Genomic DNA, 23,794 nt, shown 5'->3' on the forward strand with positions numbered 1-23,794 from the left:
TTACTCTGCAGCAGCTGGAGCTTTCTTGCCGAAAGCGCCGAAACGATCTGCGAAGCGCTGTACACGACCGCCAGTATCCAGAGTCTTCTGCTTACCGGTGTAGAACGGGTGGCATTCGTTGCATACGTCGATCGCCAGAGGCTTGGCCAGGTTCGAACGAGTTTCGAACTTGTTGCCACAGCTGCAGGTAACTGCGGTGATTTCGTATGTTGGATGGATATCGGCTTTCATGATGTATTCCTCAGGCTAGCGTGCCGCCACTCAACACCATTGTTGAATACCGCACGTAATTAGGCCGCGGATTCTACCAGACAATGCCATTCACGCAAGCTGTCGCTTAAACCAGTCGTCTGCTAGGCTCCCGGCCTTCTTCATCGTCCTCTCATCGAGAAAACAATCGCGTGCCCAACGCCATTCTGCGCCTCGCCCTGCCTTCGCCTCTGCGCCGCCTGTTCGATTATCGTGCCCCGGCCGGTATCTTGCGTGCCCAGTTGCACCCTGGCATGCGCTTGCGGGTGCCGTTCGGCCGGAGAGAGATGATCGGGATTCTGGTGGAGGTCACCGACACCAGCGAAGTACCGGTAGAAAAGCTCAAACCGGCCCTGGCGCTGCTCGATGCCACGCCGCCGCTGCCGCCCGCGCTGTTCAAGCTGTGCCTATGGACTTCCCAGTATTACCAGCACAGCCTCGGCGACACGTTGAGCTGGGCACTGCCGGTACTGTTGCGACAGGGTGAACTGGCCGAAGCTCGTCAGGAGCGCTTCTGGTCCGCCGCGCCCGGGGCGAGCCTTGACGACCCGCGCATCGCCCGCGCCCCGCGACAACGTGAAGCGCTGGCGACCCTGGCTCAGCATCCCCACGGCGTCGCTCATCAGCTTCTGAGCAAACTGATGTTGAGCAAGGACAGCCTCGATCTGTTGCTGGCCAAGGATCTGGTGCAGGTAGACATCCGCAGGCACGCGCCCGGTGTGCGCCACGAACACTGGCTGGCGCAACCGGAACTGCCGCTTAACCCAGAGCAGCGCGCCGCTTACGAGGCGATTCGCGCCGGGTTCGACAGTTATCACGCGTTCCTGCTGGCTGGCGTCACTGGCAGTGGCAAGACTGAAGTCTATTTGCAGCTGATCCGCGAAACCCTCGAGGCCGGCAAGCAAGCCCTGGTGCTGATCCCGGAGATCAACCTCGGCCCGCAAACCCTGGCGCGCTTCGAGCAGCGCTTCAATGCCCGCATCGCGCTGATCCACTCCGCCGTCAATGACCGCGAACGCCTGGAAGCCTGGCTGGCGGCACGGGATGGCGAGGCCGACATTATTATCGGTACCCGTTCGGCACTGTTCACTCCGATGAAAAACCCTGGCCTGATCATCATTGATGAAGAGCACGACGGCTCTTATAAACAGCAGGAAGGTCTGCGCTACCACGCCCGCGACCTGGCACTGGTCCGCGCCCGGCAGGAAAACATCCCGATCGTCCTCGGATCCGCCACTCCTTCGCTGGAAAGCCTGCAAAACGCCTACACCGGTCGTTACGGCCTCCTACGCCTGAATGAGCGGGCCGGTGGCGCCAAGCAACCGCGTTTCCTGCGCCTGGACGTGAAAAGTCGCCCGCTGGACAGCGGCATTTCCGGACCGATGCAGCAAGCCATCGGTCAGACCCTGGCCGCCGGCCAGCAGGTGTTGGTGTTCCTCAATCGTCGAGGATTCGCCCCGACGCTGCTATGCCACGACTGCGGCTGGATGTCCGAGTGCAAGCGTTGCGATGCGCGGATGACCGTGCACCAGCGCTCAGGCGAACTGCGTTGTCACCATTGCGGCGAGGTCGAGCGGGTGCCCCGCCATTGCCCGAAATGCGGCAAAGTCGATTTGCGCCCTGTGGGTGCTGGTACCGAGCGTGCCGAAGAGCGGCTGGGCATCCTGTTTCCCGGTGTTCCGGTATTGCGGGTCGATCGCGACAGCACCTCGCGCAAGGATGCGATGAATCAACTGTTTGCCACCATCCAGAAAGGCCAGCCGTGCATTCTGGTCGGCACACAGATGCTTGCCAAAGGGCATCACTTTCCACGGGTGACCCTGGTGTCGATTCTGGATGCCGACGGCGGACTGTTCTCCGGCGACTTCCGTGCCAGCGAACGTATGGCGCAGTTGATCGTCCAGGTCGCCGGGCGCGCGGGGCGGGCCGAAGAGCCTGGCAAAGTGATTATCCAGACGCACCTGGCAGACCACCCGCTGCTGGTACAACTGACCGAGCAGGGCTATTTCGCCTTTGCCGAACAGGCGTTGAGCGAACGCCGCTCCGCCGGTCTGCCACCGTTTGCACATCTCGCACTGCTGCGGGCCGAAGCGCATAAACCGGGACAGGCCGAAGGTTTCCTTGATGAGGCATGCAGCGAGGCCGAGCGTCTGCTGGCCGAGCAGAATCTGAGCGGGATTGAGTTGCTGGGGCCGGTGCCAGCACCGATGGAGCGCCGGGCCGGGCGTTATCGTGCACAGTTGTTGCTGCAAGCCACGGCCCGGGCGCCGCTGCATCGATTGTTGAGCAGTTGGTTGCTGGTTTTGGAGCAGATGCCGAGTGGGCGGGCGGTGCGCTGGTCGCTGGATGTGGATCCCGTCGATTTGTATTGATTTAGAGATCGCCATCGCGAGCAGGCTCGCTCCCACAATAGATCTGTGGTGTTCATTGGTTTTGTGATCGACGCACATTCCCTGTGGGAGCGAGCCTGCTCGCGATTGGGGCCCCAATTGTCACCACATATCCATAACCTGCCCGCTATAGTTGGCAAGCCCGTCTTCGCCACGGATAATGCCCAGTTTTTCCACCAGCGCATCGAAGCGCCGCCGCGCTTGCGGCCGACAGAGAACACCATGAAAGACACCATTCGCCAGCTGATCCAACAAGCCATCACCCAACTCGTCAACGAAGGTGTGTTGCCTGAAGGCCTGTCGCCGGCGATCCAGGTGGAAAACTCCCGTGACAAGAAAAACGGCGACTTCGCCAGCAACATCGCCATGATGCTGGCCAAGCCTGCGGGCATGAAACCCCGCGACCTGGCCGAAAAAATCATCGCCGCGCTGCCGGCTGACGAGAACGTCTCCAAAGCCGAAATCGCCGGCCCTGGCTTCCTGAACTTCTTCCAGAACACTCAAGCCCTGGCAACCCGCCTGGACGCGGCACTGGCCGACGACCACATCGGCGTGCGCAAGGCCGGCCCGGCGCAGCGCACCGTGGTAGACCTGTCGGCCCCGAACCTGGCCAAGGAAATGCACGTCGGCCATTTGCGTTCGACTATCATCGGCGACGGCGTGGCCCGGGTTCTGGAATTCCTCGGCGACGAAGTGATCCGCCAGAACCACGTTGGCGACTGGGGCACTCAGTTCGGCATGCTGATGGCTTATCTGCAGGAAAACCCGATCACCAGCGATGAGCTGTCGGACCTGGAAAACTTCTACCGCGCCGCCAAGCAGCGCTTCGACGAATCCGCAGAGTTCGCTGATCGCGCCCGCGGCCTGGTGGTCAAGCTGCAAGCCGGCGACCCGGACTGCCTGGCGCTGTGGACCAAGTTCAAAGACATCTCGCTGTCGCACTGCCAGAAAATCTACGAACTGCTGAACGTCAAACTGACCATGGCCGACGTGATGGGCGAAAGCGCCTACAACGACGACCTGATCAATGTGGTCAACGACCTCAAGGCCGCTGGCCTGCTGGTCGAGAGCAACGGCGCTCAATGCGTGTTCCTCGACGAGTTCAAAAACGCCGACGGCGACCCGCTGCCGGTGATCATCGTCAAGGCCGACGGCGGCTATCTCTACGCCACCACCGACCTGGCGGCCGTGCGCTACCGCAGCGGCGTGCTGAAGGCTGATCGCGCGTTGTACTTCGTCGACCAGCGCCAGGCCCTGCACTTCCAGCAAGTGTTCCAGGTCGCGCGCCTGGCCGGCTTCGTGACGCACCCGATGGAAATGGAACACATGGGCTTCGGCACCATGAACGGCGCCGATGGCCGTCCGTTCAAGACCCGTGATGGCGGCACCGTGAAGCTGATCGACCTGCTGACCGAAGCCCAGGAACGCGCCTACACCCTGGTGAAAGAGAAGAACCCGGAATTAGCCGAAGACGAGTTGCGCAACATCGCCAAGGTCGTGGGCATCGGCGCTGTGAAATACGCTGACCTGTCCAAGCACCGCACCAGCGACTACAGCTTCAACTTCGACCTGATGCTGAACTTCGAAGGCAACACCGCGCCATACCTGCTGTACGCCTACACTCGCGTGGCCGGTGTGTTCCGCAAGCTCGGCAAGGACTTCAGCGAAGTCGAAGGTCAGATCGTCCTCGAAGCCGCCCACGAACATGAGCTGGCGGCAAAACTGGCGCAGTTCGGCGAAATCCTCAATAACGTGTCCGACAAAGGCACGCCGCACATCCTCTGCACCTACCTGTACGATGTTGCCGGCCTGTTCTCCAGTTTCTACGAGAACTGCCCAATCCTCGGCGCCGACACCCCGGCGCAAATGCAGAGCCGTCTGCGCCTCGCTGCGCTGACCGGCCGCACTCTCAAGCAAGGCCTGGAACTCTTGGGTCTGGAAACTCTGGAGCGTATGTAAGTTGGCTGCCAAGAAAAACCTGCACCCAAGCGTGGCGCCAGCCGTTACCAAGCTCCTGCAAAGCAACCGATCCCGGGCTGGCTGTGGATGGCCATCGGCCTGACGGTCGGCGCGTTCATTGTGTTTCTGATGAAGCTGGAGCCGGGCAAGGGCAGCGACAGCGTAAAGCGCGAGAAGATCGAGCAACAGAAAGCCACCAAGATCGCCGAGGCCAACAAGACTCCGCCGAGCCCGACGCAACCGGTGAAGCCGAAGTACGACTTCTACACCTTGCTGCCGGAATCGGAAGTAATCGTGCCGCCGGATGCGGTGCCGGAGAAAACCCTGCCGACGCCACAAGTGCGGGCCATTCCGACCACGCCGGTGACGCCAGCGGAAGCGGCGAAGATCGACACCGCCCGGGCTCAAGCGGCATTGGCTGGCATCACCCCGCCGCCAGCGCCACCCGTGGCGAAAGCGGCGCCGGTGACCAAGTTCTTCCTGCAGGCTGGTTCGTTCCGCAAGGAAGCCGATGCCGACAAGGTGCGTGCGCAGATCATCCTGCTGGGTCAGGCCGTGGCGGTCGAATCCGGCACGGTGAAGGATGAGACCTGGTATCGGGTGCTGGTCGGCCCGTTCAGCAATCGCGAACAGCTGACCACCGCCCAGAAGCAACTGGCTGGCAGCGGTTTTAGCAACCTGTTGTTACAACAACGCCAGAGTCGCTGATTCCCGGACACAACCTGCTTTTGTGGCGAGGGAGCTTGCTCCCGCTGGGGTGCGCAGCGCCCCCAATCCGACCTACGCGGTATGCCAGACAAACCGCGATGGTCGGATTTACGACTGCTTCGCAGCCGAGCGGGAGCAAGCTCCCTCGCCACAGGGTTCACTTTCACCCTCCTTCGTAAATGAAACACCGCTCGTCCCCCGCCAAGTCCTACAGTTGAAATCCTCTCCACCACCCCCATATGAGTTGGCATAAGGCATTTTCGCCCCGCTGCGTGGAGACTCTCCCTTGACCACCATCGTTTCAGTTCGCCGCCACGGCAAAGTCGTCATGGGCGGCGACGGCCAGGTTTCGCTCGGTAATACCGTGATGAAAGGCAACGCGAAGAAAGTTCGCCGCCTCTACCACGGCCAGGTTATCGCCGGTTTTGCCGGGGCCACCGCTGACGCCTTCACCCTCTTCGAGCGTTTCGAAGGCCAGCTTGAGAAACATCAGGGCCACTTGGTTCGCGCCGCCGTCGAACTCGCCAAAGAATGGCGCACCGACCGCTCCCTGAGCCGCCTCGAAGCGATGCTCGCGGTCGCCAACAAAGATGCCTCCCTGATCATCACCGGCAACGGTGACGTGGTTGAGCCCGAAGAAGGCCTGATCGCCATGGGTTCCGGCGGCGGCTACGCCCAGGCTGCCGCGAGTGCCCTGCTGAAGAAAACCGATTTGTCGGCGCGGGAAATCGTCGAAACAGCGCTCGGCATCGCCGGCGACATCTGCGTATTCACCAACCACACCTTCACCATCGAGGAGCAGGACCTCGCTGAGTAAGCCTGTTTCGGCCTAGCGCCACGGCTCACTTTTGCTTGAGGACCGCCAATTATTATGCCCATGACCCCCCGTGAAATCGTCCACGAACTCAATCGCCATATCATCGGCCAGGACGATGCCAAACGCGCCGTCGCCATCGCCTTGCGCAACCGCTGGCGCCGGATGCAGCTGCCCGAAGAGCTGCGCGTCGAAGTCACCCCCAAGAACATCCTGATGATCGGCCCGACCGGTGTCGGCAAAACCGAGATCGCCCGTCGCCTGGCCAAGCTCGCCAACGCGCCGTTCATCAAAGTCGAAGCGACCAAGTTCACCGAAGTGGGCTACGTCGGCCGCGACGTCGAATCGATCATTCGTGATCTGGCCGACGCCGCGATCAAGCTGCTGCGCGAACAGGAAATGACCAAGGTTCGCCACCGCGCCGAAGACGCCGCCGAAGAGCGCATCCTCGACGCTTTGCTGCCACCGGCACGCATGGGCTTCAGCAACGAGGACGCCGCACCGTCCCAGGATTCCAACACCCGTCAGCTGTTCCGCAAACGCCTGCGTGAAGGTCAGCTGGATGACAAGGAGATCGAAATCGAAGTGGCCGAAGTGTCCGGCGTCGATATCTCCGCACCTCCGGGCATGGAAGAAATGACCAACCAGCTGCAGAGCCTGTTCGCCAACATGGGCAAGGGCAAGCGCAAAAACCGCAAGCTCAAGGTCAAGGAAGCGCTGAAACTGGTTCGCGACGAAGAAGCCGGTCGCCTGGTCAACGAAGAAGAACTGAAGGCCAAGGCCCTGGAAGCCGTCGAGCAGCACGGTATCGTGTTCATCGACGAAATCGACAAAGTCGCCAAGCGTGGCAATTCCGGTGGCATCGACGTATCCCGCGAAGGCGTACAGCGCGACTTGCTGCCGCTGATCGAAGGCTGCACCGTCAACACCAAACTGGGCATGGTCAAGACTGACCACATCTTGTTCATCGCTTCCGGTGCGTTCCACCTGAGCAAGCCGAGCGATCTGGTGCCGGAGCTGCAAGGTCGCCTGCCGATTCGTGTCGAGCTCAAGGCCCTGAGCCCGGAAGATTTCGAGCGCATCCTCAGCGAGCCGCATGCATCGCTCACCGAGCAATATTGTGCATTGCTGAAAACCGAAGGGCTGAACATCGAGTTTCAACCGGACGGCATCAAGCGCCTGGCCGAGATCGCCTGGCAGGTCAACGAGAAGACTGAGAACATCGGCGCCCGTCGCCTGCACACCCTGCTCGAACGCCTGCTCGAAGAGGTGTCGTTCAGCGCCGGTGATCTGGCCAGCACCCACGAAGACAAGCCGATCCTGATCGATGCCGATTACGTCAACAGCCACTTGGGCGAATTGGCGCAGAACGAAGACCTGTCCCGTTATATCCTGTAAGTAACACTTACTGTGGTAGCGGACCTGTGGGAGCGAGCCTGCTCGCGATGACGACGGTACATTCAGCCACTGTGTTGATTGTCACGCCGCAATCGCGAGCAGGCTCGCTCCCACAAGGTTCCGCACAAAACGGACATCAGCCATGACCCAACTCCCCACCGACATCAAACTCCACAAAGCCTCAAAAACCCTGACGCTCAAATACGCGTCCGGCGAGGAATATCACCTGCCCGCCGAGTTTCTCCGCGTGCACTCTCCTTCCGCCGAGGTCCAGGGCCACGGCAAACCTATCCTGCAGTTTGGCAAGATCGCCGTAGGCCTGAGCAAGGTCGAACCGGCCGGTCAGTACGCACTGAAATTGACCTTCGACGACGGCCACGACAGCGGCCTGTTCACTTGGGAATATCTGTACCAGCTGGCAGTGCGCCAAGAAGATCTCTGGAACGATTATCTTGCGGAACTCAAAGCGGCTGGAAAGACCCGTGATCCGAATGAATCCGTCGTCAAGCTGATGCTCTAGGTCAGGCCTCTGGCTATTTAGAGGGCATTTTCTAATTCCATCTGTTTGAATGCTTGGCTGCCGGGTCAACGATTGGCCCGCTTGCGAAAAAAATTAAACTCGGGTAACCAATGGAGCTGGCAAGTTCCGTGCATTTGTAGCTATGTGCAATTAACGGTCACCCGAGCAGTAGTACCTGACGTTTGTTGTGTGACTACACAGCTGGGCTCAGGTACTCGCCTCAGGACAATGGAGCGTCGTAGATGAGTAACAAGCAAAACGATGACCTGAAATTCCAGGCTTCAGAAAATACCTTGGGACTGAATCCTGTTGTTGGGCTGCGTAGAAAGGATCTACTGGGTTCTGCTCGAATGGTGCTGACCCAGGCCATCAGACAACCCATCCACAGTGCCAGGCACGTCGCCCATTTCGGCATCGAACTCAAGAACGTGCTGTTCGGAAAATCCGAGCTTCAACCGCAAAGCGACGACCGCCGTTTCCTCGACCCGGCCTGGAGTCAGAACCCGCTCTACAAACGTTATTTGCAAACTTACCTGGCGTGGCGCAAAGAGCTTCACGCGTGGATCGATGACAGCAACCTCTCGCCCAAGGACGTCGCTCGCGGGCATTTCGTGATTAACCTCATGACCGAAGCCATGGCCCCGACCAACACGGCGGCCAACCCGGCGGCGGTCAAACGCTTCTTCGAAACCGGTGGCAAGAGCCTGCTCGACGGTCTCTCCCATCTGGCCAAGGATCTGGTGCATAACGGCGGCATGCCGAGCCAGGTCAACATGGGTGCATTCGAAGTCGGCAAGAGCCTGGGCGTGACCGAAGGCGCAGTGGTGTTTCGCAACGACGTGCTGGAGCTGATCCAGTACCGACCGATCACCGAGCAGGTGCATGAACGCCCACTGCTGGTGGTACCGCCACAGATCAACAAGTTCTACGTATTCGACCTGAGCCCGGACAAGAGCCTGGCGCGTTTCTGCCTGCGCAACAATGTGCAGACCTTCATCGTCAGCTGGCGCAACCCGACCAAGGAGCAGCGCGAGTGGGGTCTGTCGACCTACATCGAAGCGCTCAAGGAAGCGGTCGATGTCGTCACCGCGATCACCGGCAGCAAAGACGTGAACATGCTCGGTGCCTGCTCCGGCGGCATCACCTGCACCGCCCTGCTGGGTCACTACGCAGCGATCGGCGAGAAGAAGGTCAACGCCCTAACCCTGTTGGTCAGCGTGCTGGACACCACCCTGGACAGCGATGTGGCCCTGTTCGTCGACGAGCAGACCCTCGAAGCCGCCAAGCGCCATTCCTATCAGGCTGGTGTTCTGGAAGGTCGCGACATGGCGAAAGTTTTCGCCTGGATGCGCCCCAACGACTTGATCTGGAACTACTGGGTCAACAACTATCTGTTGGGCAACGAGCCGCCGGTTTTCGACATTCTGTTCTGGAACAATGACACCACCCGGTTGCCGGCAGCGTTCCACGGCGACCTGATCGAGATGTTCAAAAACAACCCATTGATCCGCTCCGATGCCCTGGAAGTGTGCGGCACGCCGATCGACCTCAAGCAGGTGACCGCCGACATCTTCTCCCTGGCCGGTACCAACGATCACATCACTCCGTGGAAGTCCTGCTACAAATCCGCGCAGCTGTTCGGTGGCAAGGTCGAGTTCGTGCTGTCCAGCAGCGGGCATATCCAGAGCATTCTGAACCCTCCGGGCAATCCGAAAGCGCGCTACATGACCAGCACCGAAATGCCGGTCAAAGCCGAAGAGTGGATGGAAAACTCCACCAAGCACACCGATTCCTGGTGGTTGCATTGGCAGGCGTGGCAGGCCGAGCGTTCGGGCAAACTGAAGAAATCCCCCGCCAACCTTGGCAACAAGGCCTACCCAGCGGGTGAAGCTTCGCCGGGTACTTACGTGCATGAGCGTTGAGCTTCAAATGACTCGTAGTCCGCGGCACTGGGAGGTGCCGCGATTTCTACCCATTACTCTCGAGGCCAGCCTCGAACATTCTGCGACGGCCCGGGACGGCTCGGTCAGCGTTTAAAACCTACAGGGCTCTGTGCATGCCGCAACCGTTCGTCTTTCGTACCGTCAACCTGGATGGCCAGACCCTCCGCACTGCGGTACGCCCCGGCAAGCCTCACTTGACGCCCTTGCTGATTTTCAACGGCATTGGCGCCAACCTGGAGCTGATATTCCCGTTCGTCCAGGCTCTGGATCCAGACCTGGAAGTCATCGCCTTCGACGTACCCGGCGTCGGCGGCTCATCGACTCCCAACCGCCCGTATCGCTTTTCGGGCCTGGCGAAACTCACTGCACGAATGCTCGACTATCTCGATTACGGGCAAGTCAACGTGATTGGCGTTTCGTGGGGTGGCGCCTTGGCGCAGCAGTTCGCCCATGACTATCCCGAGCGCTGCAAGAAACTGGTGCTGGCGGCCACGGCGGCCGGCGCTGTGATGGTGCCGGGCAAGCCGAAAGTGCTGTGGATGATGGCAAGCCCCAGGCGCTACATCCAGCCATCCCATGTGATCCGCATCGCACCGATGATCTATGGCGGCTCGTTCCGTCGCGATCCGACCCTGGCAGCCAGTCACGCCGCCAGGGTTCGTTCGGCAGGCAAACTCGGGTATTACTGGCAGCTGTTCGCCGGCCTCGGCTGGACCAGCATTCACTGGCTGCACAAGATCAACCAGCCGACCCTGGTGCTGGCCGGCGACGATGACCCACTGATCCCGCTGATCAACATGCGCATGTTGGCCTGGCGAATTCCCAACGCCCAACTGCACATCATCGACGACGGTCATCTGTTTTTGATTACCCGGGCCGAAGCGGTGGCACCGATCATCATGAAGTTTCTTGAGGAGGAACGTCAGCGCGCAGTAATGCATCCACACCCGGCGCCATCGGGCGGTTAACCGACCCAGGCTTTTGTTTATGAAAAGGAGTTGGCAGGACGCCGTGCCGCGCAACAACCCGCAACAGCGTCTATGGTGTTTTGTTCGGGTGTGTTTGTTTTTGGCCTGACGACGAAGGAGTGTTAACTCATGCGCGACAAACCAGCGAAGGGCTCTTTGCCCACTCCCGCTGCATTCATCAATGCACAGAGTGCGGTTACCGGTCTACGCGGCCGGGACCTGCTTTCGACCTTGCGCAGCCTGGCCACCCACGGCCTGCGCAATCCGGTGTATACGGCCCGGCACGCCTTGAAGCTGGGCGGTCAGTTGGGCCGCGTACTGTTGGGTGAAACGCTGCACCCGACCAACCCGCAAGACAGTCGCTTTGCCGACCCGACGTGGAGCCTCAATCCTTTTTATCGCCGCAGTCTGCAGGCTTATCTGAGCTGGCAGAAAGAAGTCAAAAGCTGGATCGACGAGAGCAACATGAGCCCGGACGATCGTGCCCGCGCCCACTTCGCCTTTGCCTTGATCAACGACGCCGTGGCGCCGTCCAACACCTTGCTCAATCCGCTGGCGATCAAGGAATTTTTCAACTCCGGCGGCAACAGTCTGGTGCGGGGTATCGGCCATCTGCTGGACGACCTCCTGCACAACGACGGCCTGCCCAGGCAGGTCACCAAGCAATCGTTCGAGGTGGGCAAAACGGTTGCCACCACTACCGGCTCCGTGGTGTTTCGCAATGAGCTTCTGGAGCTGATCCAGTACAAGCCGATGAGCGAAAAACAGTATTCAAAGCCCTTGTTGATCGTGCCGCCACAGATCAACAAGTACTACATTTTCGACTTGAGCCCCGGCAACAGCTTCGTCCAGTACGCCCTAAAAAACGGTTTGCAGACCTTCATTATCAGCTGGCGCAATCCCGATGTGCGTCATCGCGAATGGGGGTTGTCGTCTTACGTCGAAGCCGTCGAAGAAGCGATGAATGTGTGCCGGGCAATCACCGGCGCTCGCGAGGTCAACCTGATGGGGGCCTGTGCCGGCGGGCTGACCATCGCTGCGCTACAAGGGCACTTGCAGGCCAAGCGGCAGCTACGACGAGTGTCCAGCGCGACCTACCTGGTCAGCATGCTCGACAGTCAGATAGACAGCCCGGCCACCCTCTTCGCCGACGAACAAACGCTGGAAGCGGCCAAGCGCCGCTCGTATCAGAAGGGCGTTCTGGAAGGGAGTGACATGGCCAGGGTGTTTGCCTGGATGCGGCCCAACGATCTGATCTGGAATTACTTCGTCAATAACTACTTGCTGGGCAAGGAGCCGCCGGCGTTCGACATCCTCTACTGGAACAATGACAACACGCGCCTGCCGGCGGCATTTCATGGCGACCTGCTGGATTTCTTCAAGCACAACCCGCTGAGTCATCCGGGTGGGCTGGAAGTGTGCGGCACGCCGATCGACCTGCAGAAAGTCACCGTCGACAGTTTCAGCGTGGCGGGCATGAATGATCACATCACCCCGTGGGATGCGGTGTATCGCTCGACCTTGCTGCTGGGTGGCGAACGGCGCTTCGTGCTGTCCAATAGCGGTCATGTGCAGAGCATTCTCAACCCGCCGAACAATCCGAAAGCCAACTACGTCGAGAACCCGAAACTGAGCAGCGACCCGCGGGCCTGGTATTACGACGCCAAGCGCGTCGACGGTAGTTGGTGGACGCAATGGCTGGGCTGGATTCAGGAACGCTCCGGCGCACAACGCGAAACCCAGATGGCCCTCGGCAACCAGAACTATCCACCGATGGAGGCGGCACCCGGTACTTACGTGCGCGTGCGCTGACGTTCAACGAACCACGGCCGCCAATGGCCGTGGCATGACTCGACCATTAAGAAGACTGGATGAAAACCCGCGACCGGATTCTCGAATGTGCCCTGCAGTTGTTCAATCAGAAGGGCGAACCGAATGTGTCCACCATGGAAGTGGCCAACGAAATGGGTATCAGCCCGGGCAACCTTTACTACCACTTCCACGGCAAGGAACCGCTGATCCTCGGGCTGTTCGAGCGCTTCCAGGCCGAATTGACGCCCTTGCTCGATCCACCGTCCGATGTGGAATTGGCGCCCGAAGACTATTGGCTGTTCCTGCACCTGATCATCGAACGCCTGGCCCATTACCGGTTTCTGTTCCAGGACCTGTCGAACCTTGCCGGCCGGCTGCCGAAACTGGCCAAGGGGATACGCAACCTGCTCAATGCGTTGAAGCGAACACTGGCGTCATTGCTGGCACAGTTGAAAGCTCAAGGTCAGTTGGTCAGTGACACCCAGGCGCTGGGGCAGCTGGTGGAACAAATCACCATGACGTTGCTGTTCTCGCTGGACTATCAGCGGATTCTCGACCGTGAAGGTGAAGTGAGACTGGTGGTGTATCAGATCATGATGCTGGTGGCGCCGCATTTGCTGCCGCCGATCAAGATTGCGACCGAACGGTTGGCGTTGCAGTACCTTGAAGAGCACGACTAACCCTGTGGGAGCGGGCTTGCTCGCGAAAGCGGTGTATCAGTCGACATCAATGTTGAATGATGAACCGCTTTCGCGAGCAAGCCCGCTCCCACATTGGATCTATCGTGCTCTTTAGAATGCATGCACAAACAAAAACGCCCGACCTTTGCAGGCCGGGCGTGATCGTTCCCATGCTCCGCGTGGGAATGCAGCCGGTGACGCTCTGCGTCACTGCCGCAATGGACGCGGAGCGTCCGGTGAGGCATTCCCACGCGGAGCGTGGGAATGATCATCAGGACTGACTGGTTGGCGTCGACGGAGCCGGCGCGGCAGTCTGGGTTACAGCAGGGGTCGGCGCAGCGGCGGAGTTCGCCGTGCTTACCGGGGTTGCCGGTTTGGCGGCAGCAACTGCTGGTTTCGGTGCGGCCGCTTTCGGAGCTGCCGGTTTAGCCGCTGGTTTTTTCACCACTGGCTTCTTCGCAGCGGCGGGTTTGGCTGCTGCGGTTTTAGCTGCAGGTTTGGCCGCCGATTTAGCGGCTGGTTTTGCGGCCGCTTTGGCTGCAGGTTTCGCCGCGGCAGTTTTGGTTGCCGGTTTAGCGGCAGCCTTGGCCAATGGTTTGGCTACGCTTTTGGCCGCTGGTTTGGCTGCCGCGGTTTTCGCCGCAACAGGAGCAACCTTGGCACCGGTGAGTTTTTCGATTTGCTTGGTCAGGGTATCGACCTTGCTGTGCAGTGCCTTGACCTCATTGCGGCTCGGTACACCGAGGCGCGAAATGGCGCTGTTCAGACGTTTGTCGAAAGCCCCTTCCAGCTCATCCCATTTGCCCAGTGCGCGATCTTTCACGCCGCTGATGCGCGACTTGGCCGACGAAGCGGAGTCCTTGGCGGCATCGACTTTCTTGCCGACAGCGCTCTTGGTGAGCTTCTCGGCTTTCTCGCCGTCCTTAACCAATGTATCGAAGAGCTTGCTGCCGTCAGTGTCAATCTTCGAGTACACGCCTAAACCAGCCAGCCAGATCTTGCGGGAGTAGTCTTCGACCTTCCCGATCCACGAGCTGCCTTCTTTTTCAGTATTCTTTTTACCAGCCATCCCGTTCTCCTTAAGATTTACGCGCGACACGTTCGAGCAATGCCGTCAGCTCATCGAGCTTAGCAGAGAGTGTCTCAACGTCATGTTTAGACGGAATGCCGATACGATTCAAGGCACTTGCGATACGTGTATCGAAAGCCCTTTCGACTTTGTCGAGTTGAAGTTCGACTTTGCCTTTGAAAGTGCTCACTTCACTCTTGGCTTCATCGATCTCGGCATTAGCCGCTTCAAGTTTTTCAGTGACTACTTTTTTGCCTTTCTTTTCAACAGCTTGACCAGCCTTGATAAACTCTTGAACGTACTCGCTACCCTCTTGGCCGACCTTGGTGTAAGCACCCAGACCAGCGAGCCAGATCTTGCGGGCATACGATTTGACATCGCCCAGGGCGTTAGTCTCAACGTCGACTTTTTTCTTCAAAATAACTTTGGCCATGGTGCACCTCACGCGCAGAAGGGTCGAGGAACTGCCCGCAAAGAGTCGGGCTCAGGCACAAAGTAGTGAGAATAATTAGAAACGGCACCCTAACAAGTGACATAAACAAGTGGCTATGCCACCGAACCTGTGGGAGCGGGCTTGCCCGCGAAGAGGCCTGTACATCCGCAATATCTCTTGCGGCAGGAATATCGTCTTCGCGGGCAAGCCCGCTCCCACAGGGTTTCTCATTTCACAGATCAGGTCAGTGCTTTATCGAGCGCCCTTTCGATTTCCGATTTGATAGTGCCGCTCATGGCGGACATCAACAGGCCCAGTTCGACATCGACCTTGATCGAGTCCTCTCCCACATACACCGCCCCTTTTACACCCGAGCGTCTGAGATTCAGGGTGTCGCCGGACCACTGCGGCTCCAGGCCATATTGTTCGGACAGTTTCTGCGCCAACTTGTCGGCCTTCTTGCGGGCCGCTTCCTTACCCAGGCCGTGGGCACGCTCAACACTAATATGGGCCATCGAATGACTCCTGCTTTATGAATACTTCCTGAAAATCTTGACCGTCGCTGCGTCAAAACGTCCCGGTGATTGCCTATCTTACCTTCAGCCTTGCCAAGACAAAGCAGGCCACCGGGATTAGAATGTCGCGCATTCTCTTTTGGTGACAGCGATATGACTGATCAGCGCAAAGGCAGCGATGCCGAACCCACCACTCACTTCGGCTTCAAAAACGTACCGGAAAGCCAGAAAGCGGAAAAAGTCGCTGAGGTTTTCCACTCGGTAGCCGCCAAGTACGACCTGATGAACGACCTTCTGTCGGGCGGCATGCACCGTCTGTGGAAGCGTTTCGCGATCGAGCTGTCGGGCGTGCGTACCGGTAACCGCGTGCTGGACATCGCCGGCGGCACTGGCGATCTGACCCGAAAATTCTCGCACTTGGTTGGCCCTTCCGGTCAGGTCGTTCTGGCCGACATCAACGAATCCATGCTCAAGGTCGGTCGTGACCGCCTGCTGGATCTGGGTGTGTCCGGCAACGTCGAATTCGTCCAGGCCGATGCTGAAAAGCTGCCGTTCCCGGACAACCATTTCGATTGCGTGACCATCGCCTTCGGCCTGCGCAACGTGACGCATAAAGAAGACGCCCTGCGTTCGATGCTGCGCGTATTGAAACCGGGCGGCCGTTTGCTGGTGCTGGAGTTCTCCAAGCCAACCAACGCGCTGATGTCCAAAGCCTACGACGCCTATTCGTTCGCCTTCATGCCGTTGATGGGCAAGCTGATCACCAATGATTCGGAAAGCTATCGCTACCTGGCCGAATCGATCCGCATGCACCCGAATCAGGAAACCCTGAAGTCGATGATGGTCGAGGCCGGTTTCGACCGCGTGACCTATCACAACATGACCGCAGGCATCGTCGCCCTGCACCGCGGCATCAAGCCCTGATGTTGCTGGCCGGCCTGCTTGCCAGCGTTGAGCTTGGCCTGAACCGGGTGCTGCGTCTCGACAGCACGGCGCTGCCGCGGCTGGCGCATATGAGTGGCAAGGTGATTGCCGTCGACTGCCGCAGCCCGGCGCTGCAACTGTTCATCCTGCCCAGCGATGAAGGCCTGATGCTCGCCTCCCAGTGGGAAACCGGTGCCGACTGCACCTTGCGCGCACCGGCCTCAAGCCTGCTGAAACTGGCGACGAGCAAGGATAAGACTTCGGTCCTGCATAGCCCTGAAGTCGAACTCGACGGCGACAGCGGCGTGCTGCTGGAACTGGCGGCAATCCTTCAGGACCTCGAACTGGACTGGGAGTACGAACTCTCACGCTGGCTGGGACCTGTGGCCACGCAACTGGTCGGCGGTCACCTGCGCAGTCGCGCACGCTGGTATCAGCAAGGGTTCACCAGCCTGAACCAGAACCTGGGCGAGTACCTGGCCGAAGAATCGCGCGCCCTCGTTGGTCAGCGCGAAGCCGAAAGCCGCTTCAATGAACTGGACCAGATCAAGCTCGATCTGGAACGTCTCGAGGCGCGTTTTGAGCGCCTTTCCCGATCCCTCGACCCAAGCGATAACGCATGAAGCTGCTTGCCGTCCGCCGTTTGTTGCGCATCCAGCGCGTTGTGATTCGCTACCGCCTCGATGACTTGCTGTTCGCCCTGCCGCTGCCTTGGTTTCTGCTGGCGCTGCGCTACGCCCTGCCGTGGCGCTGGTTCCCGCGCAAGACGCTGGATCTGAGCCGTGGCGCGCGACTGCGCCTGGCGTTGCAGGACCTGGGGCCGATTTTCATCAAATTTGGCCAGATCCTTTCGACACGCCGCGACCTGCTGCCAGAAGACATCGCCGATGAACTGATGAAGCTGCAGGACCGCGTGCCGCCGTTCGACTCGCAAGTGTCGATCCGGCTGATCGAAGAGCAGCTCGGCAAAAAAATCAGTGAAGTCTTCAGCCGTTTCGACGTCGAACCGCTGGCCTCGGCTTCTGTGGCGCAAGTGCATGCCGCGCAGCTGAAAACCGGCGAAGAAGTGGTGGTCAAGGTAATCCGCCCGGGCCTGAAACCGATCATTGCCCAGGACTTGGCATGGTTGTTCATTCTTGCCCGTGCGGCGGAAAAGCTCTCGGCCGACGCTCGCCTGCTGCACCCGGTGGACGTGGTCAGCGACTACGAAAAAACCATCTACGACGAACTCGACCTGCTGCGCGAGGCGGCTAACGCCAGCCAGTTGAAGCGCAATTTCGAAGGTTCGCCTTTGCTCTATGTGCCCCAAGTTTATTGGGACTGGTGCCGGCCGAAAGTGCTGGTGATGGAGCGCATCTACGGGATTCAGGTCACCGACCTCGCGACCTTGGCCGACCAGCGCACCGATATGAAAATGCTCGCCGAACGGGGCGTGGAGATTTTCTTCACTCAGGTATTCCGCGACAGCTTCTTCCACGCCGACATGCACCCCGGCAACATCTTCGTCAGCACTGTGCAACCGTGGAGCCCGCAGTACATTGCCATCGACTGCGGCATCGTCGGCAGCCTGACCCCGGAAGACCAGGATTATCTGGCGCGCAACCTGTTCGCGTTCTTCAAGCGTGATTACCGTCGTGTTGCGCAGTTGCACATCGATTCGGGCTGGGTGCCGGCAGAAACCAAACTCAACGAATTCGAAGCGGCGATCCGCACGGTGTGCGAGCCAATCTTCGAAAAACCGTTAAAAGATATCTCCTTCGGTCAGGTGCTGATGCGCCTGTTCCAGACCGCTCGCCGCTTCAACATGGAAGTGCAACCGCAGTTGGTCTTGCTGCAAAAAACCCTGTTGAATATCGAAGGCCTGGGCCGTCAGCTGTACCCGGACCTTGACCTGTGGAACACCGCCCAGCCGTTCCTCGAACGCTGGATGCGCGAGCGCGTCAGCCCCAAAGCCTTATTAGGCAACGTGCAGAGCCAGTTCGAACAACTCCCGCATCTGGCCAACATGGCCCGCGACCTGCTCGAGCGCATGTCCCAGCCCCACGCCAACGACCCGCCTCCCCCTTGGCACAAGCGCAAGGACGATTGGTTCCTGCGGTTGCTCGGCACCGCTCACTTGGCGGGTGGCACGATACTCGCCGCCGGTGGCCCGTTGAACGATTTGGGGCATTGGCCCGCCGGAATCATGGTGGCGGTCGGTTTGTATCTGGTCGTTCGCCGATAGCCAGTTGTGTGTTCGGCTGGCACACTGTTTGAACGCTGAATTGAACATTGGCCTCAGCTATTGAAGTAGAGCCCGCTGTTGGAGTCGAAGATGAAAAACTGGCTGGACGAGATCAAGTGGGACGACGATGGCCTCGTGCCGGCGATTGCCCAGGATCACAAGACCGGACGCGTCCTGATGATGGCCTGGATGAACCGCGAAGCACTGGAACTGACCGCTGCCGAGAACCGTGCCATTTACTGGTCACGTTCCCGTGGCAAGCTGTGGCGCAAGGGCGAAGAGTCCGGCCACGTGCAAACCTTGCATGAGATGCGCCTGGACTGCGACGCTGACGTGATCATCCTGATGGTTGAGCAGATCGGCGACATCGCCTGCCATACCGGCCGTCAGAGCTGCTTCTACCGCGTCTTCGAGAACGGCGACTGGAAAACCGTCGACCCGGTGCTTAAAGACCCGCACGCTATCTATTCCGCAGGACACAAACATGAGTGACACTTTGACCCGTCTGGCCCAGGTGCTGGAAGAGCGCAAAGGCGCCGCCGCCGACAGCTCGTATGTCGCCAGCCTGTACCACAAGGGTTTGAACAAGATTCTGGAAAAAGTCGGCGAAGAGTCGGTCGAAACCATCATTGCCGCCAAGGATGCCGCCATCAGCGGTGACTGCAGCGATGTGATCTACGAGACCGCCGATTTGTGGTTCCACAGCATGGTCATGCTCGCCCAGCTGGGGCAGCATCCACAGGCTGTGCTCGATGAACTGGACCGCCGCTTCGGTCTGTCTGGACATACCGAGAAAGCCTCTCGCCCGTCCGCCTGAACATCTATTACAGAGGAACGCAACATGGGCATTTTTGACTGGAAACACTGGATCGTCATCCTGGTTGTCGTAGTGCTGGTGTTCGGCACCAAGAAACTGAAAAACCTCGGTACTGATGTCGGCGAGTCGATCAAGGGCTTTCGTAAAGCCATGAACGACGACGAGAAACCGGCCGACCCGACAGCGACCCCGGCTCAACCGGTTCCACCTGTTCAGCCACAGACCACACAGTCCGTGAACCCGCCGCACACCATCGACGTGCAGGCGCAAAAAGTCGAAGAGCCGATCCGCAAAGACTCGTGAGCACTGACTAATGTTTGGTATCAGCTTCTCTGAACTGCTGCTCGTCGGCCTCGTCGCCCTGCTGGTGCTGGGCCCCGAGCGTCTGCCGGGCGCTGCGCGCACCGCCGGCCTGTGGGTCGGGCGGCTGAAGCGCAGCTTCAACGCGATCAAACAGGAAGTTGAACGTGAAATCGGTGCCGACGAGATTCGCCGGCAACTGCACAACGAGCACATTCTGTCCCTGGAGCAGGAGGCGCGGAAGATCTTCACGCCGACTCAGCAAGAGCCGACGCCGGCGGAACCTGTAGCGACGCAGACGATTCATGCGCCGGCGGCTGAGGTTATGCCGATGGTTGCAGCCGCTGAACCTGCACCTGCCACTCCAGTAGAACCTGTTGCTCCTGCCGCCGCGCCGACAACACCGGCGCCTCACGACACCACTTTGCCGCCGCGAGCCCCATGAGCGATCTCCCCGAAAACGACCAGCACATGCCGCTGGTTTCGCACCTCACCGAGTTGCGCACGCGCCTGCTACGTTGCGTAGCGGCGGTGTTCATCATTTTTGCCGGGCTGTTCGCCTTCACCCAGCAGATCTACACCTTCGTCTCCACGCCGCTGCGCCAGTACCTGCCGGCCGGCGCGACGATGATCGCCACCGACGTGTCGTCGCCGTTCCTGACGCCGCTGAAGCTGACCATGATGGTCTCGCTGTTCCTGTCGATCCCGGTGATCCTGCATCAGATCTGGGGCTTTATCGCGCCAGGCCTGTACAAGCATGAGAAGCGCATCGCGGTGCCCTTGCTGGTCTCCAGCATTCTGTTGTTCTACACCGGCATGGCCTTCGCCTATTTCCTGGTGTTCCCGCTGATCTTCAAGTTCTTCGCCGCCGCCACCCCGGCCGGCGTGGAAATGATGACCGACATCACCAGCTACCTCGATTTCGTCATGACGCTGTTCTTTGCCTTCGGCGTGGCGTTCGAGATTCCGGTGGCCGTGGTGCTGCTGGTGTGGATCGGCGTGGTCAATGTCGCCTACCTGAAGAAGATCCGCCCGTATGTAGTCATCGGCTGCTTCGTGGTCGGCATGATCCTGACGCCGCCGGACATCTTCTCGCAGACGCTGTTGGCCGTTCCGATGTGGTTGCTGTTCGAGATCGGCATCCTGTTCGGTAGCCTGATCAGCAAGCGCGGCGAACATCCGGACGATCAGCCGGCTGACGATCACAACGACCAGCCGCCAGCGACTCAAGCGTGAACCTGCTGCTCCTCGAAGAGGCCGACTTCATTGCGGCCGACCGGGCGATCCTGCGCGATCGCCGGTTGACTCATATGCAGGAAGTCCACCGCTCGGTGGTTGGCGATAGCTTGCGGGTCGGGCGTATCGGTGGATTGATGGGCTCGGCCGAGTTGCTGCGCCTGGACGCCGATGAAGCCGAGTTGCGCGTCACCCTCGACCAACCGCCACCGGCCAAGCTGCCACTGACTTTGGTGTTGGCGCTGCCGCGACCGAAAATGCTCCGTCGGGTGTTTCAGACCGTGGCCGCCATGGGTGTGCCGCGCATCGTGCTGGTGAACAGCTATCGCGTCGAGAAGAGCTTCTGGCAAACCCCGTTCCTGGAACCCGAGGCAATTCGCGAGCAATTGATCCTGGGCCTTGAACAGTCCCGTGACAGCGTGCTGCCGGAGATCGTCATCGAGAAGCGGTTCAAGCCCTTTGTCGAAGACCGTCTGCCGGCCATTACCGAAGGCACCTTAGGCCTGGTCGGCCATCCCGGTAACTACCCGCCCTGCCCTCGCGGCCTGGACGAACCCGTGACCCTGGCCATCGGCCCCGAAGGCGGCTGGATTCCCTACGAAATCGATTTGCTGGGCAAGGCCGGCTTGCAACCGGTGCAACTCGGCGAGCGCATTCTGCGGGTTGAAACCGCCGTCACTGCGCTGCTTTCGCGGCTGTTTTAACGTCAAACACCCCACAGGTGTTTACTCCTCTACAGATCCCCGCCAGCCGGCCGATACAGTTCCCATAAAACCGATTAGGTCCTAGGGGAGTTGCAGCATGTACCGTTGGCTAGCCGAGAAACTGGGAAACGTAAGCGTCAATCGCAAACTGGGTATCGGCTTCGGTCTGGTGCTGCTTCTGACGTTGTTGATCACCTTCACCGGCTGGACCGGTCTGAGCGGTGTGATCAGCCGTGGCGATACGCTTGGGTTTATTTCCAGCCTCAATGAGCTGACCAAAGACCTGCGCCTGGCCCGTCTGGATTACGACATGCGCCGTGGCGAACAAGGCCCGGGCGCCGTCAACGAGCTGATAGGCCAACTCGATACCGGCCTGAAAACCGCCCGTACGCTGATCGAACAGCCTGCCGACGTGGCCATGATCGACCAGCAATTGGCCGCGGTCAGTGAGTACAAACGCGCTTTCGCGGACATGACTCAAGCCACCGCCACCCGCGAAGATGCTCGCAGCAAACTGGGCGCCACCGCCGATAACGCCGTGGCCCGGGTCGCCGAAGTCGAAAAGTCCCTGTTGCAAGGCGACAGCGTCGCCCAGTTCAACAGCGTGATCGACCTGAGCAAGCTGATCCAGCAAGCGCGTTTCCAGGTTCGCGGCTACACCTACAGCGGCAAGCCCGAGGCCGAGCAGCCGGCGCTGGACGCCATCGGCAACGCCCTGAAAAACCTCGAAAGCCTGCCGTCTCAACTGCCGGAACAATACATCGCCAACCTGCAACAGGCGACCGACTCGCTCAAAGCTTACCGCGCGGCCGTCAGCCAGTTCCGCGATTCCCAGGTCGCCAGCGCTGCGGCCCTCAAACGCATGGTCGCGCAAGGCGACATGCTGTTCGACACCAGCAAAAAACTCACCGCTTCGCAAACAGTCGTACGTGACACCGACACAGCCCATGCCAAGAACATGCTGCTGCTGGCTACTGTCCTGGCGTCGGCCTTTGGTTTGTTCGCGGCCTGGGCCATCACCCGCCAGATCGTCATTCCTCTGAGCCAGACTCTCAAAGTGGCCGAGCGTGTCGCCGCGGGCGACCTGACCCACAATCTCATTTCCGAACGTGAGGACGAACTGGGCCAGCTACAGCGCGCCATGCAGAGCATGACCCTGGGCCTGCGGGAACTGATCGGTGGCATCAGCGATGGCGTGACCCAAATCGCCAGCGCCGCTGAAGAGCTGTCCGCCGTCACCGAACAGACCAGCGCGGGGGTCAACAGCCAGAAGGTCGAGACCGATCAGGTGGCCACCGCCATGCACGAAATGACCGCCACTGTGCAGGAAGTCGCGCGCAACGCCGAGGAAGCATCCGAAGCCGCCGTCGCCGCCGATCAGCAGGCCCGCGAGGGTGATCGGGTGGTTGGCGAAGCCATCGCTCAGATTGAGCGCCTGGCTACCGAAGTCGGTAACTCCACCACCGCCATGGGCGATCTGAAGCGCGAAAGCGACAAGATCGGCAGCGTGCTCGACGTGATCAAGTCCGTGGCCCAGCAAACCAACCTGCTGGCGCTCAACGCCGCCATCGAAGCCGCCCGCGCCGGTGAAGCCGGACGCGGTTTTGCGGTGGTCGCTGACGAAGTTCGCAGCCTGGCCCAGCGCACCCAGAAGTCCACCGAAGAAATCGAAGAGTTGATCGTCGGCCTGCAAACCGGCACTCAGCAAGTCGCCACCATCATGGACAACAGCCGCAGCCTGACCGACAGCAGCGTCGAACTGACCCGACGCGCCGGTAGCTCGCTGGAAAGCATCACCCGCACCGTATCGGCAATCCAGTCGATGAACCAGCAGATCGCCGCCGCTGCCGAGCAACAGAGTGCGGTGGCTGAAGAGATCAACCGCAGCGTGCTGAACGTGCGTGATGTGTCCGAGCAGACCTCGGCCGCCAGTGAAGAGACCGCGGCGTCCAGCGTTGAGCTGGCGCGGTTGGGGGCGCATTTGCAGAGGCTGGTGGGGCGGTTCAAGGTTTGAGGTGATGCGGGCATCCCGGTTCGCTTGAAACCGGGGTGATGCAATCGCGGGCAAGCCCGCTCCCACAGGATCCGCGCCGAACACAAAGTTGTGCTCAGTCAGATCATCAGCCCAAAA

23 protein-coding genes and 2 pseudogenes are annotated in these 23,794 nt (G+C 60.0%); 21 read left to right on the plus strand and 4 right to left on the minus strand.

Going from position 1 to position 23,794, the window contains the following annotated elements; genetic code table 11:
* The gene (gene rpmE, locus AB4O41_RS14745) at nucleotides 1-231 is read right to left on the minus strand and encodes a 50S ribosomal protein L31 (protein ID WP_007899231.1); all 231 of its coding nucleotides are present in this window, start codon (nucleotides 229-231) and stop codon (nucleotides 1-3) included.
* A gap of 170 nt (nucleotides 232-401) precedes the next feature.
* Here rpmE and AB4O41_RS14750 point away from each other — a divergent pair, with 170 nt between their 5' ends.
* The 10 genes and pseudogenes from AB4O41_RS14750 to AB4O41_RS14795 all read left to right on the plus strand — a co-directional run bounded on the left by AB4O41_RS14750 (nucleotide 402) and on the right by AB4O41_RS14795 (nucleotide 13,441).
* Nucleotides 402-2,621 (plus strand): primosomal protein N', encoded by a 2,220-nt coding sequence (locus AB4O41_RS14750; protein WP_460143698.1) that lies wholly within the window; start codon nucleotides 402-404, stop codon nucleotides 2,619-2,621.
* Nucleotides 2,622-2,861: 240 nt separating this feature from the next.
* A complete protein-coding gene (gene argS, locus AB4O41_RS14755) occupies nucleotides 2,862-4,598 on the plus strand; it encodes an arginine--tRNA ligase (protein WP_460143699.1) in 1,737 nt (578 codons plus the stop codon).
* A 12-nt stretch (nucleotides 4,599-4,610) separates the two neighbouring features.
* A pseudogene (locus AB4O41_RS14760) lies at nucleotides 4,611-5,306 on the plus strand (SPOR domain-containing protein); the annotation flags it as partial.
* Between the two features lie 286 nt (nucleotides 5,307-5,592).
* Nucleotides 5,593-6,123: an ATP-dependent protease subunit HslV gene (gene hslV / locus AB4O41_RS14765; RefSeq protein WP_007899242.1), complete on the plus strand. Its 531-nt coding sequence runs from the start codon at nucleotides 5,593-5,595 to the stop codon at nucleotides 6,121-6,123.
* Between the two features lie 54 nt (nucleotides 6,124-6,177).
* On the plus strand, nucleotides 6,178-7,518 hold the full coding sequence (gene hslU / locus AB4O41_RS14770; RefSeq protein ID WP_095052782.1) for an ATP-dependent protease ATPase subunit HslU: 1,341 nt from the start codon (nucleotides 6,178-6,180) through the stop codon (nucleotides 7,516-7,518).
* 142 nt (nucleotides 7,519-7,660) lie between these two features.
* Nucleotides 7,661-8,038, plus strand: coding sequence for a gamma-butyrobetaine hydroxylase family protein (locus AB4O41_RS14775; RefSeq protein WP_123721589.1), 378 nt, complete (start codon nucleotides 7,661-7,663; stop codon nucleotides 8,036-8,038).
* Nucleotides 8,039-8,280: 242 nt separating this feature from the next.
* Complete coding sequence (gene phaC, locus AB4O41_RS14780; RefSeq protein ID WP_460143700.1) at nucleotides 8,281-9,960, plus strand: class II poly(R)-hydroxyalkanoic acid synthase; 1,680 nt, start codon at nucleotides 8,281-8,283, stop codon at nucleotides 9,958-9,960.
* A gap of 134 nt (nucleotides 9,961-10,094) precedes the next feature.
* Nucleotides 10,095-10,949, plus strand: a complete 855-nt coding sequence (gene phaZ / locus AB4O41_RS14785) for a poly(3-hydroxyalkanoate) depolymerase (RefSeq protein ID WP_030129227.1) — start codon at nucleotides 10,095-10,097, stop codon at nucleotides 10,947-10,949.
* 129 nt (nucleotides 10,950-11,078) lie between these two features.
* Nucleotides 11,079-12,761 carry a class II poly(R)-hydroxyalkanoic acid synthase gene (phaC, locus tag AB4O41_RS14790; RefSeq protein WP_460143701.1) on the plus strand — a complete coding sequence of 561 codons (1,683 nt, stop codon included), beginning with the start codon at nucleotides 11,079-11,081 and terminating at the stop codon, nucleotides 12,759-12,761.
* 59 nt (nucleotides 12,762-12,820) lie between these two features.
* Entirely contained in the window at nucleotides 12,821-13,441 is a 621-nt protein-coding gene (locus AB4O41_RS14795; protein WP_460143702.1) for a TetR/AcrR family transcriptional regulator, read from the plus strand.
* A 271-nt stretch (nucleotides 13,442-13,712) separates the two neighbouring features.
* Here AB4O41_RS14795 and AB4O41_RS14800 read toward each other — a convergent pair whose 3' ends face one another.
* The 3 genes from AB4O41_RS14800 to AB4O41_RS14810 all read right to left on the minus strand — a co-directional run bounded on the left by AB4O41_RS14800 (nucleotide 13,713) and on the right by AB4O41_RS14810 (nucleotide 15,458).
* Nucleotides 13,713-14,510, minus strand: a complete 798-nt coding sequence (locus AB4O41_RS14800; protein ID WP_460143703.1) for a phasin family protein — start codon at nucleotides 14,508-14,510, stop codon at nucleotides 13,713-13,715.
* Between the two features lie 10 nt (nucleotides 14,511-14,520).
* The gene (locus AB4O41_RS14805; protein ID WP_460143704.1) at nucleotides 14,521-14,943 is read right to left on the minus strand and encodes a phasin family protein; all 423 of its coding nucleotides are present in this window, start codon (nucleotides 14,941-14,943) and stop codon (nucleotides 14,521-14,523) included.
* Between the two features lie 239 nt (nucleotides 14,944-15,182).
* Nucleotides 15,183-15,458: a polyhydroxyalkanoic acid system family protein gene (locus AB4O41_RS14810; RefSeq protein WP_460143705.1), complete on the minus strand. Its 276-nt coding sequence runs from the start codon at nucleotides 15,456-15,458 to the stop codon at nucleotides 15,183-15,185.
* Between the two features lie 153 nt (nucleotides 15,459-15,611).
* On the opposite strand from AB4O41_RS14810, the gene ubiE reads away from it, so the two are divergent.
* The 11 genes and pseudogenes from ubiE (at nucleotide 15,612) to AB4O41_RS14865 (ending at nucleotide 23,677) form a co-directional block, all read left to right on the plus strand.
* Nucleotides 15,612-16,382, plus strand: a complete 771-nt coding sequence (ubiE, locus tag AB4O41_RS14815; protein ID WP_460143706.1) for a bifunctional demethylmenaquinone methyltransferase/2-methoxy-6-polyprenyl-1,4-benzoquinol methylase UbiE — start codon at nucleotides 15,612-15,614, stop codon at nucleotides 16,380-16,382.
* Nucleotides 16,382-17,005, plus strand: coding sequence for a ubiquinone biosynthesis accessory factor UbiJ (locus AB4O41_RS14820; RefSeq protein ID WP_460143707.1), 624 nt, complete (start codon nucleotides 16,382-16,384; stop codon nucleotides 17,003-17,005). The genes ubiE and AB4O41_RS14820 overlap by 1 nt, the downstream gene beginning before the upstream one ends.
* Nucleotides 17,002-18,606: a ubiquinone biosynthesis regulatory protein kinase UbiB gene (ubiB, locus tag AB4O41_RS14825; protein WP_460143708.1), complete on the plus strand. Its 1,605-nt coding sequence runs from the start codon at nucleotides 17,002-17,004 to the stop codon at nucleotides 18,604-18,606. Before AB4O41_RS14820 ends, ubiB begins: the two co-directional genes overlap by 4 nt.
* A 90-nt stretch (nucleotides 18,607-18,696) precedes the next feature.
* Complete coding sequence (gene hisI / locus AB4O41_RS14830) at nucleotides 18,697-19,098, plus strand: phosphoribosyl-AMP cyclohydrolase (protein ID WP_460143709.1); 402 nt, start codon at nucleotides 18,697-18,699, stop codon at nucleotides 19,096-19,098.
* Nucleotides 19,091-19,423, plus strand: coding sequence for a phosphoribosyl-ATP diphosphatase (locus AB4O41_RS14835; RefSeq protein ID WP_258619206.1), 333 nt, complete (start codon nucleotides 19,091-19,093; stop codon nucleotides 19,421-19,423). Before hisI ends, AB4O41_RS14835 begins: the two co-directional genes overlap by 8 nt.
* Nucleotides 19,424-19,447: 24 nt before the next feature.
* On the plus strand, nucleotides 19,448-19,726 hold the full coding sequence (locus AB4O41_RS14840) for a twin-arginine translocase TatA/TatE family subunit (protein WP_123358799.1): 279 nt from the start codon (nucleotides 19,448-19,450) through the stop codon (nucleotides 19,724-19,726).
* Between the two features lie 10 nt (nucleotides 19,727-19,736).
* Complete coding sequence (tatB, locus tag AB4O41_RS14845; RefSeq protein ID WP_460143710.1) at nucleotides 19,737-20,168, plus strand: Sec-independent protein translocase protein TatB; 432 nt, start codon at nucleotides 19,737-19,739, stop codon at nucleotides 20,166-20,168.
* Nucleotides 20,165-20,959: a twin-arginine translocase subunit TatC gene (gene tatC / locus AB4O41_RS14850; protein ID WP_460143711.1), complete on the plus strand. Its 795-nt coding sequence runs from the start codon at nucleotides 20,165-20,167 to the stop codon at nucleotides 20,957-20,959. The genes tatB and tatC overlap by 4 nt, the downstream gene beginning before the upstream one ends.
* On the plus strand, nucleotides 20,956-21,663 hold the full coding sequence (locus AB4O41_RS14855; RefSeq protein WP_460143712.1) for a 16S rRNA (uracil(1498)-N(3))-methyltransferase: 708 nt from the start codon (nucleotides 20,956-20,958) through the stop codon (nucleotides 21,661-21,663). The genes tatC and AB4O41_RS14855 overlap by 4 nt, the downstream gene beginning before the upstream one ends.
* A 97-nt stretch (nucleotides 21,664-21,760) precedes the next feature.
* A pseudogene (locus tag AB4O41_RS14860) lies at nucleotides 21,761-22,771 on the plus strand (methyl-accepting chemotaxis protein); the annotation flags it as partial.
* Between the two features lie 201 nt (nucleotides 22,772-22,972).
* Entirely contained in the window at nucleotides 22,973-23,677 is a 705-nt protein-coding gene (locus tag AB4O41_RS14865) for a methyl-accepting chemotaxis protein (RefSeq protein ID WP_460148346.1), read from the plus strand.
* Nucleotides 23,678-23,794 lie beyond the last annotated feature (117 nt).

The organism is Pseudomonas sp. S2_A02, from assembly GCF_054668495.1.

Coding starts and splice junctions, on each gene's coding strand:
- rpmE (WP_007899231.1), bottom strand. CDS start 231: ATGAAAGCCGATATCCATCCAACATACGAAATCACCGCAGTTACCTGC.
- argS (WP_460143699.1), top strand. CDS start 2,862: ATGAAAGACACCATTCGCCAGCTGATCCAACAAGCCATCACCCAACTC.
- hslU (WP_095052782.1), top strand. CDS start 6,178: ATGCCCATGACCCCCCGTGAAATCGTCCACGAACTCAATCGCCATATC.
- AB4O41_RS14775 (WP_123721589.1), top strand. CDS start 7,661: ATGACCCAACTCCCCACCGACATCAAACTCCACAAAGCCTCAAAAACC.
- phaC (WP_460143700.1), top strand. CDS start 8,281: ATGAGTAACAAGCAAAACGATGACCTGAAATTCCAGGCTTCAGAAAAT.
- phaZ (WP_030129227.1), top strand. CDS start 10,095: ATGCCGCAACCGTTCGTCTTTCGTACCGTCAACCTGGATGGCCAGACC.
- phaC (WP_460143701.1), top strand. CDS start 11,079: ATGCGCGACAAACCAGCGAAGGGCTCTTTGCCCACTCCCGCTGCATTC.
- AB4O41_RS14795 (WP_460143702.1), top strand. CDS start 12,821: ATGAAAACCCGCGACCGGATTCTCGAATGTGCCCTGCAGTTGTTCAAT.
- AB4O41_RS14800 (WP_460143703.1), bottom strand. CDS start 14,510: ATGGCTGGTAAAAAGAATACTGAAAAAGAAGGCAGCTCGTGGATCGGG.
- AB4O41_RS14805 (WP_460143704.1), bottom strand. CDS start 14,943: ATGGCCAAAGTTATTTTGAAGAAAAAAGTCGACGTTGAGACTAACGCC.
- AB4O41_RS14810 (WP_460143705.1), bottom strand. CDS start 15,458: ATGGCCCATATTAGTGTTGAGCGTGCCCACGGCCTGGGTAAGGAAGCG.
- ubiE (WP_460143706.1), top strand. CDS start 15,612: ATGACTGATCAGCGCAAAGGCAGCGATGCCGAACCCACCACTCACTTC.
- AB4O41_RS14820 (WP_460143707.1), top strand. CDS start 16,382: ATGTTGCTGGCCGGCCTGCTTGCCAGCGTTGAGCTTGGCCTGAACCGG.
- ubiB (WP_460143708.1), top strand. CDS start 17,002: ATGAAGCTGCTTGCCGTCCGCCGTTTGTTGCGCATCCAGCGCGTTGTG.
- hisI (WP_460143709.1), top strand. CDS start 18,697: ATGAAAAACTGGCTGGACGAGATCAAGTGGGACGACGATGGCCTCGTG.
- AB4O41_RS14835 (WP_258619206.1), top strand. CDS start 19,091: ATGAGTGACACTTTGACCCGTCTGGCCCAGGTGCTGGAAGAGCGCAAA.
- AB4O41_RS14840 (WP_123358799.1), top strand. CDS start 19,448: ATGGGCATTTTTGACTGGAAACACTGGATCGTCATCCTGGTTGTCGTA.
- tatB (WP_460143710.1), top strand. CDS start 19,737: ATGTTTGGTATCAGCTTCTCTGAACTGCTGCTCGTCGGCCTCGTCGCC.
- tatC (WP_460143711.1), top strand. CDS start 20,165: ATGAGCGATCTCCCCGAAAACGACCAGCACATGCCGCTGGTTTCGCAC.
- AB4O41_RS14865 (WP_460148346.1), top strand. CDS start 22,973: ATGACCGCCACTGTGCAGGAAGTCGCGCGCAACGCCGAGGAAGCATCC.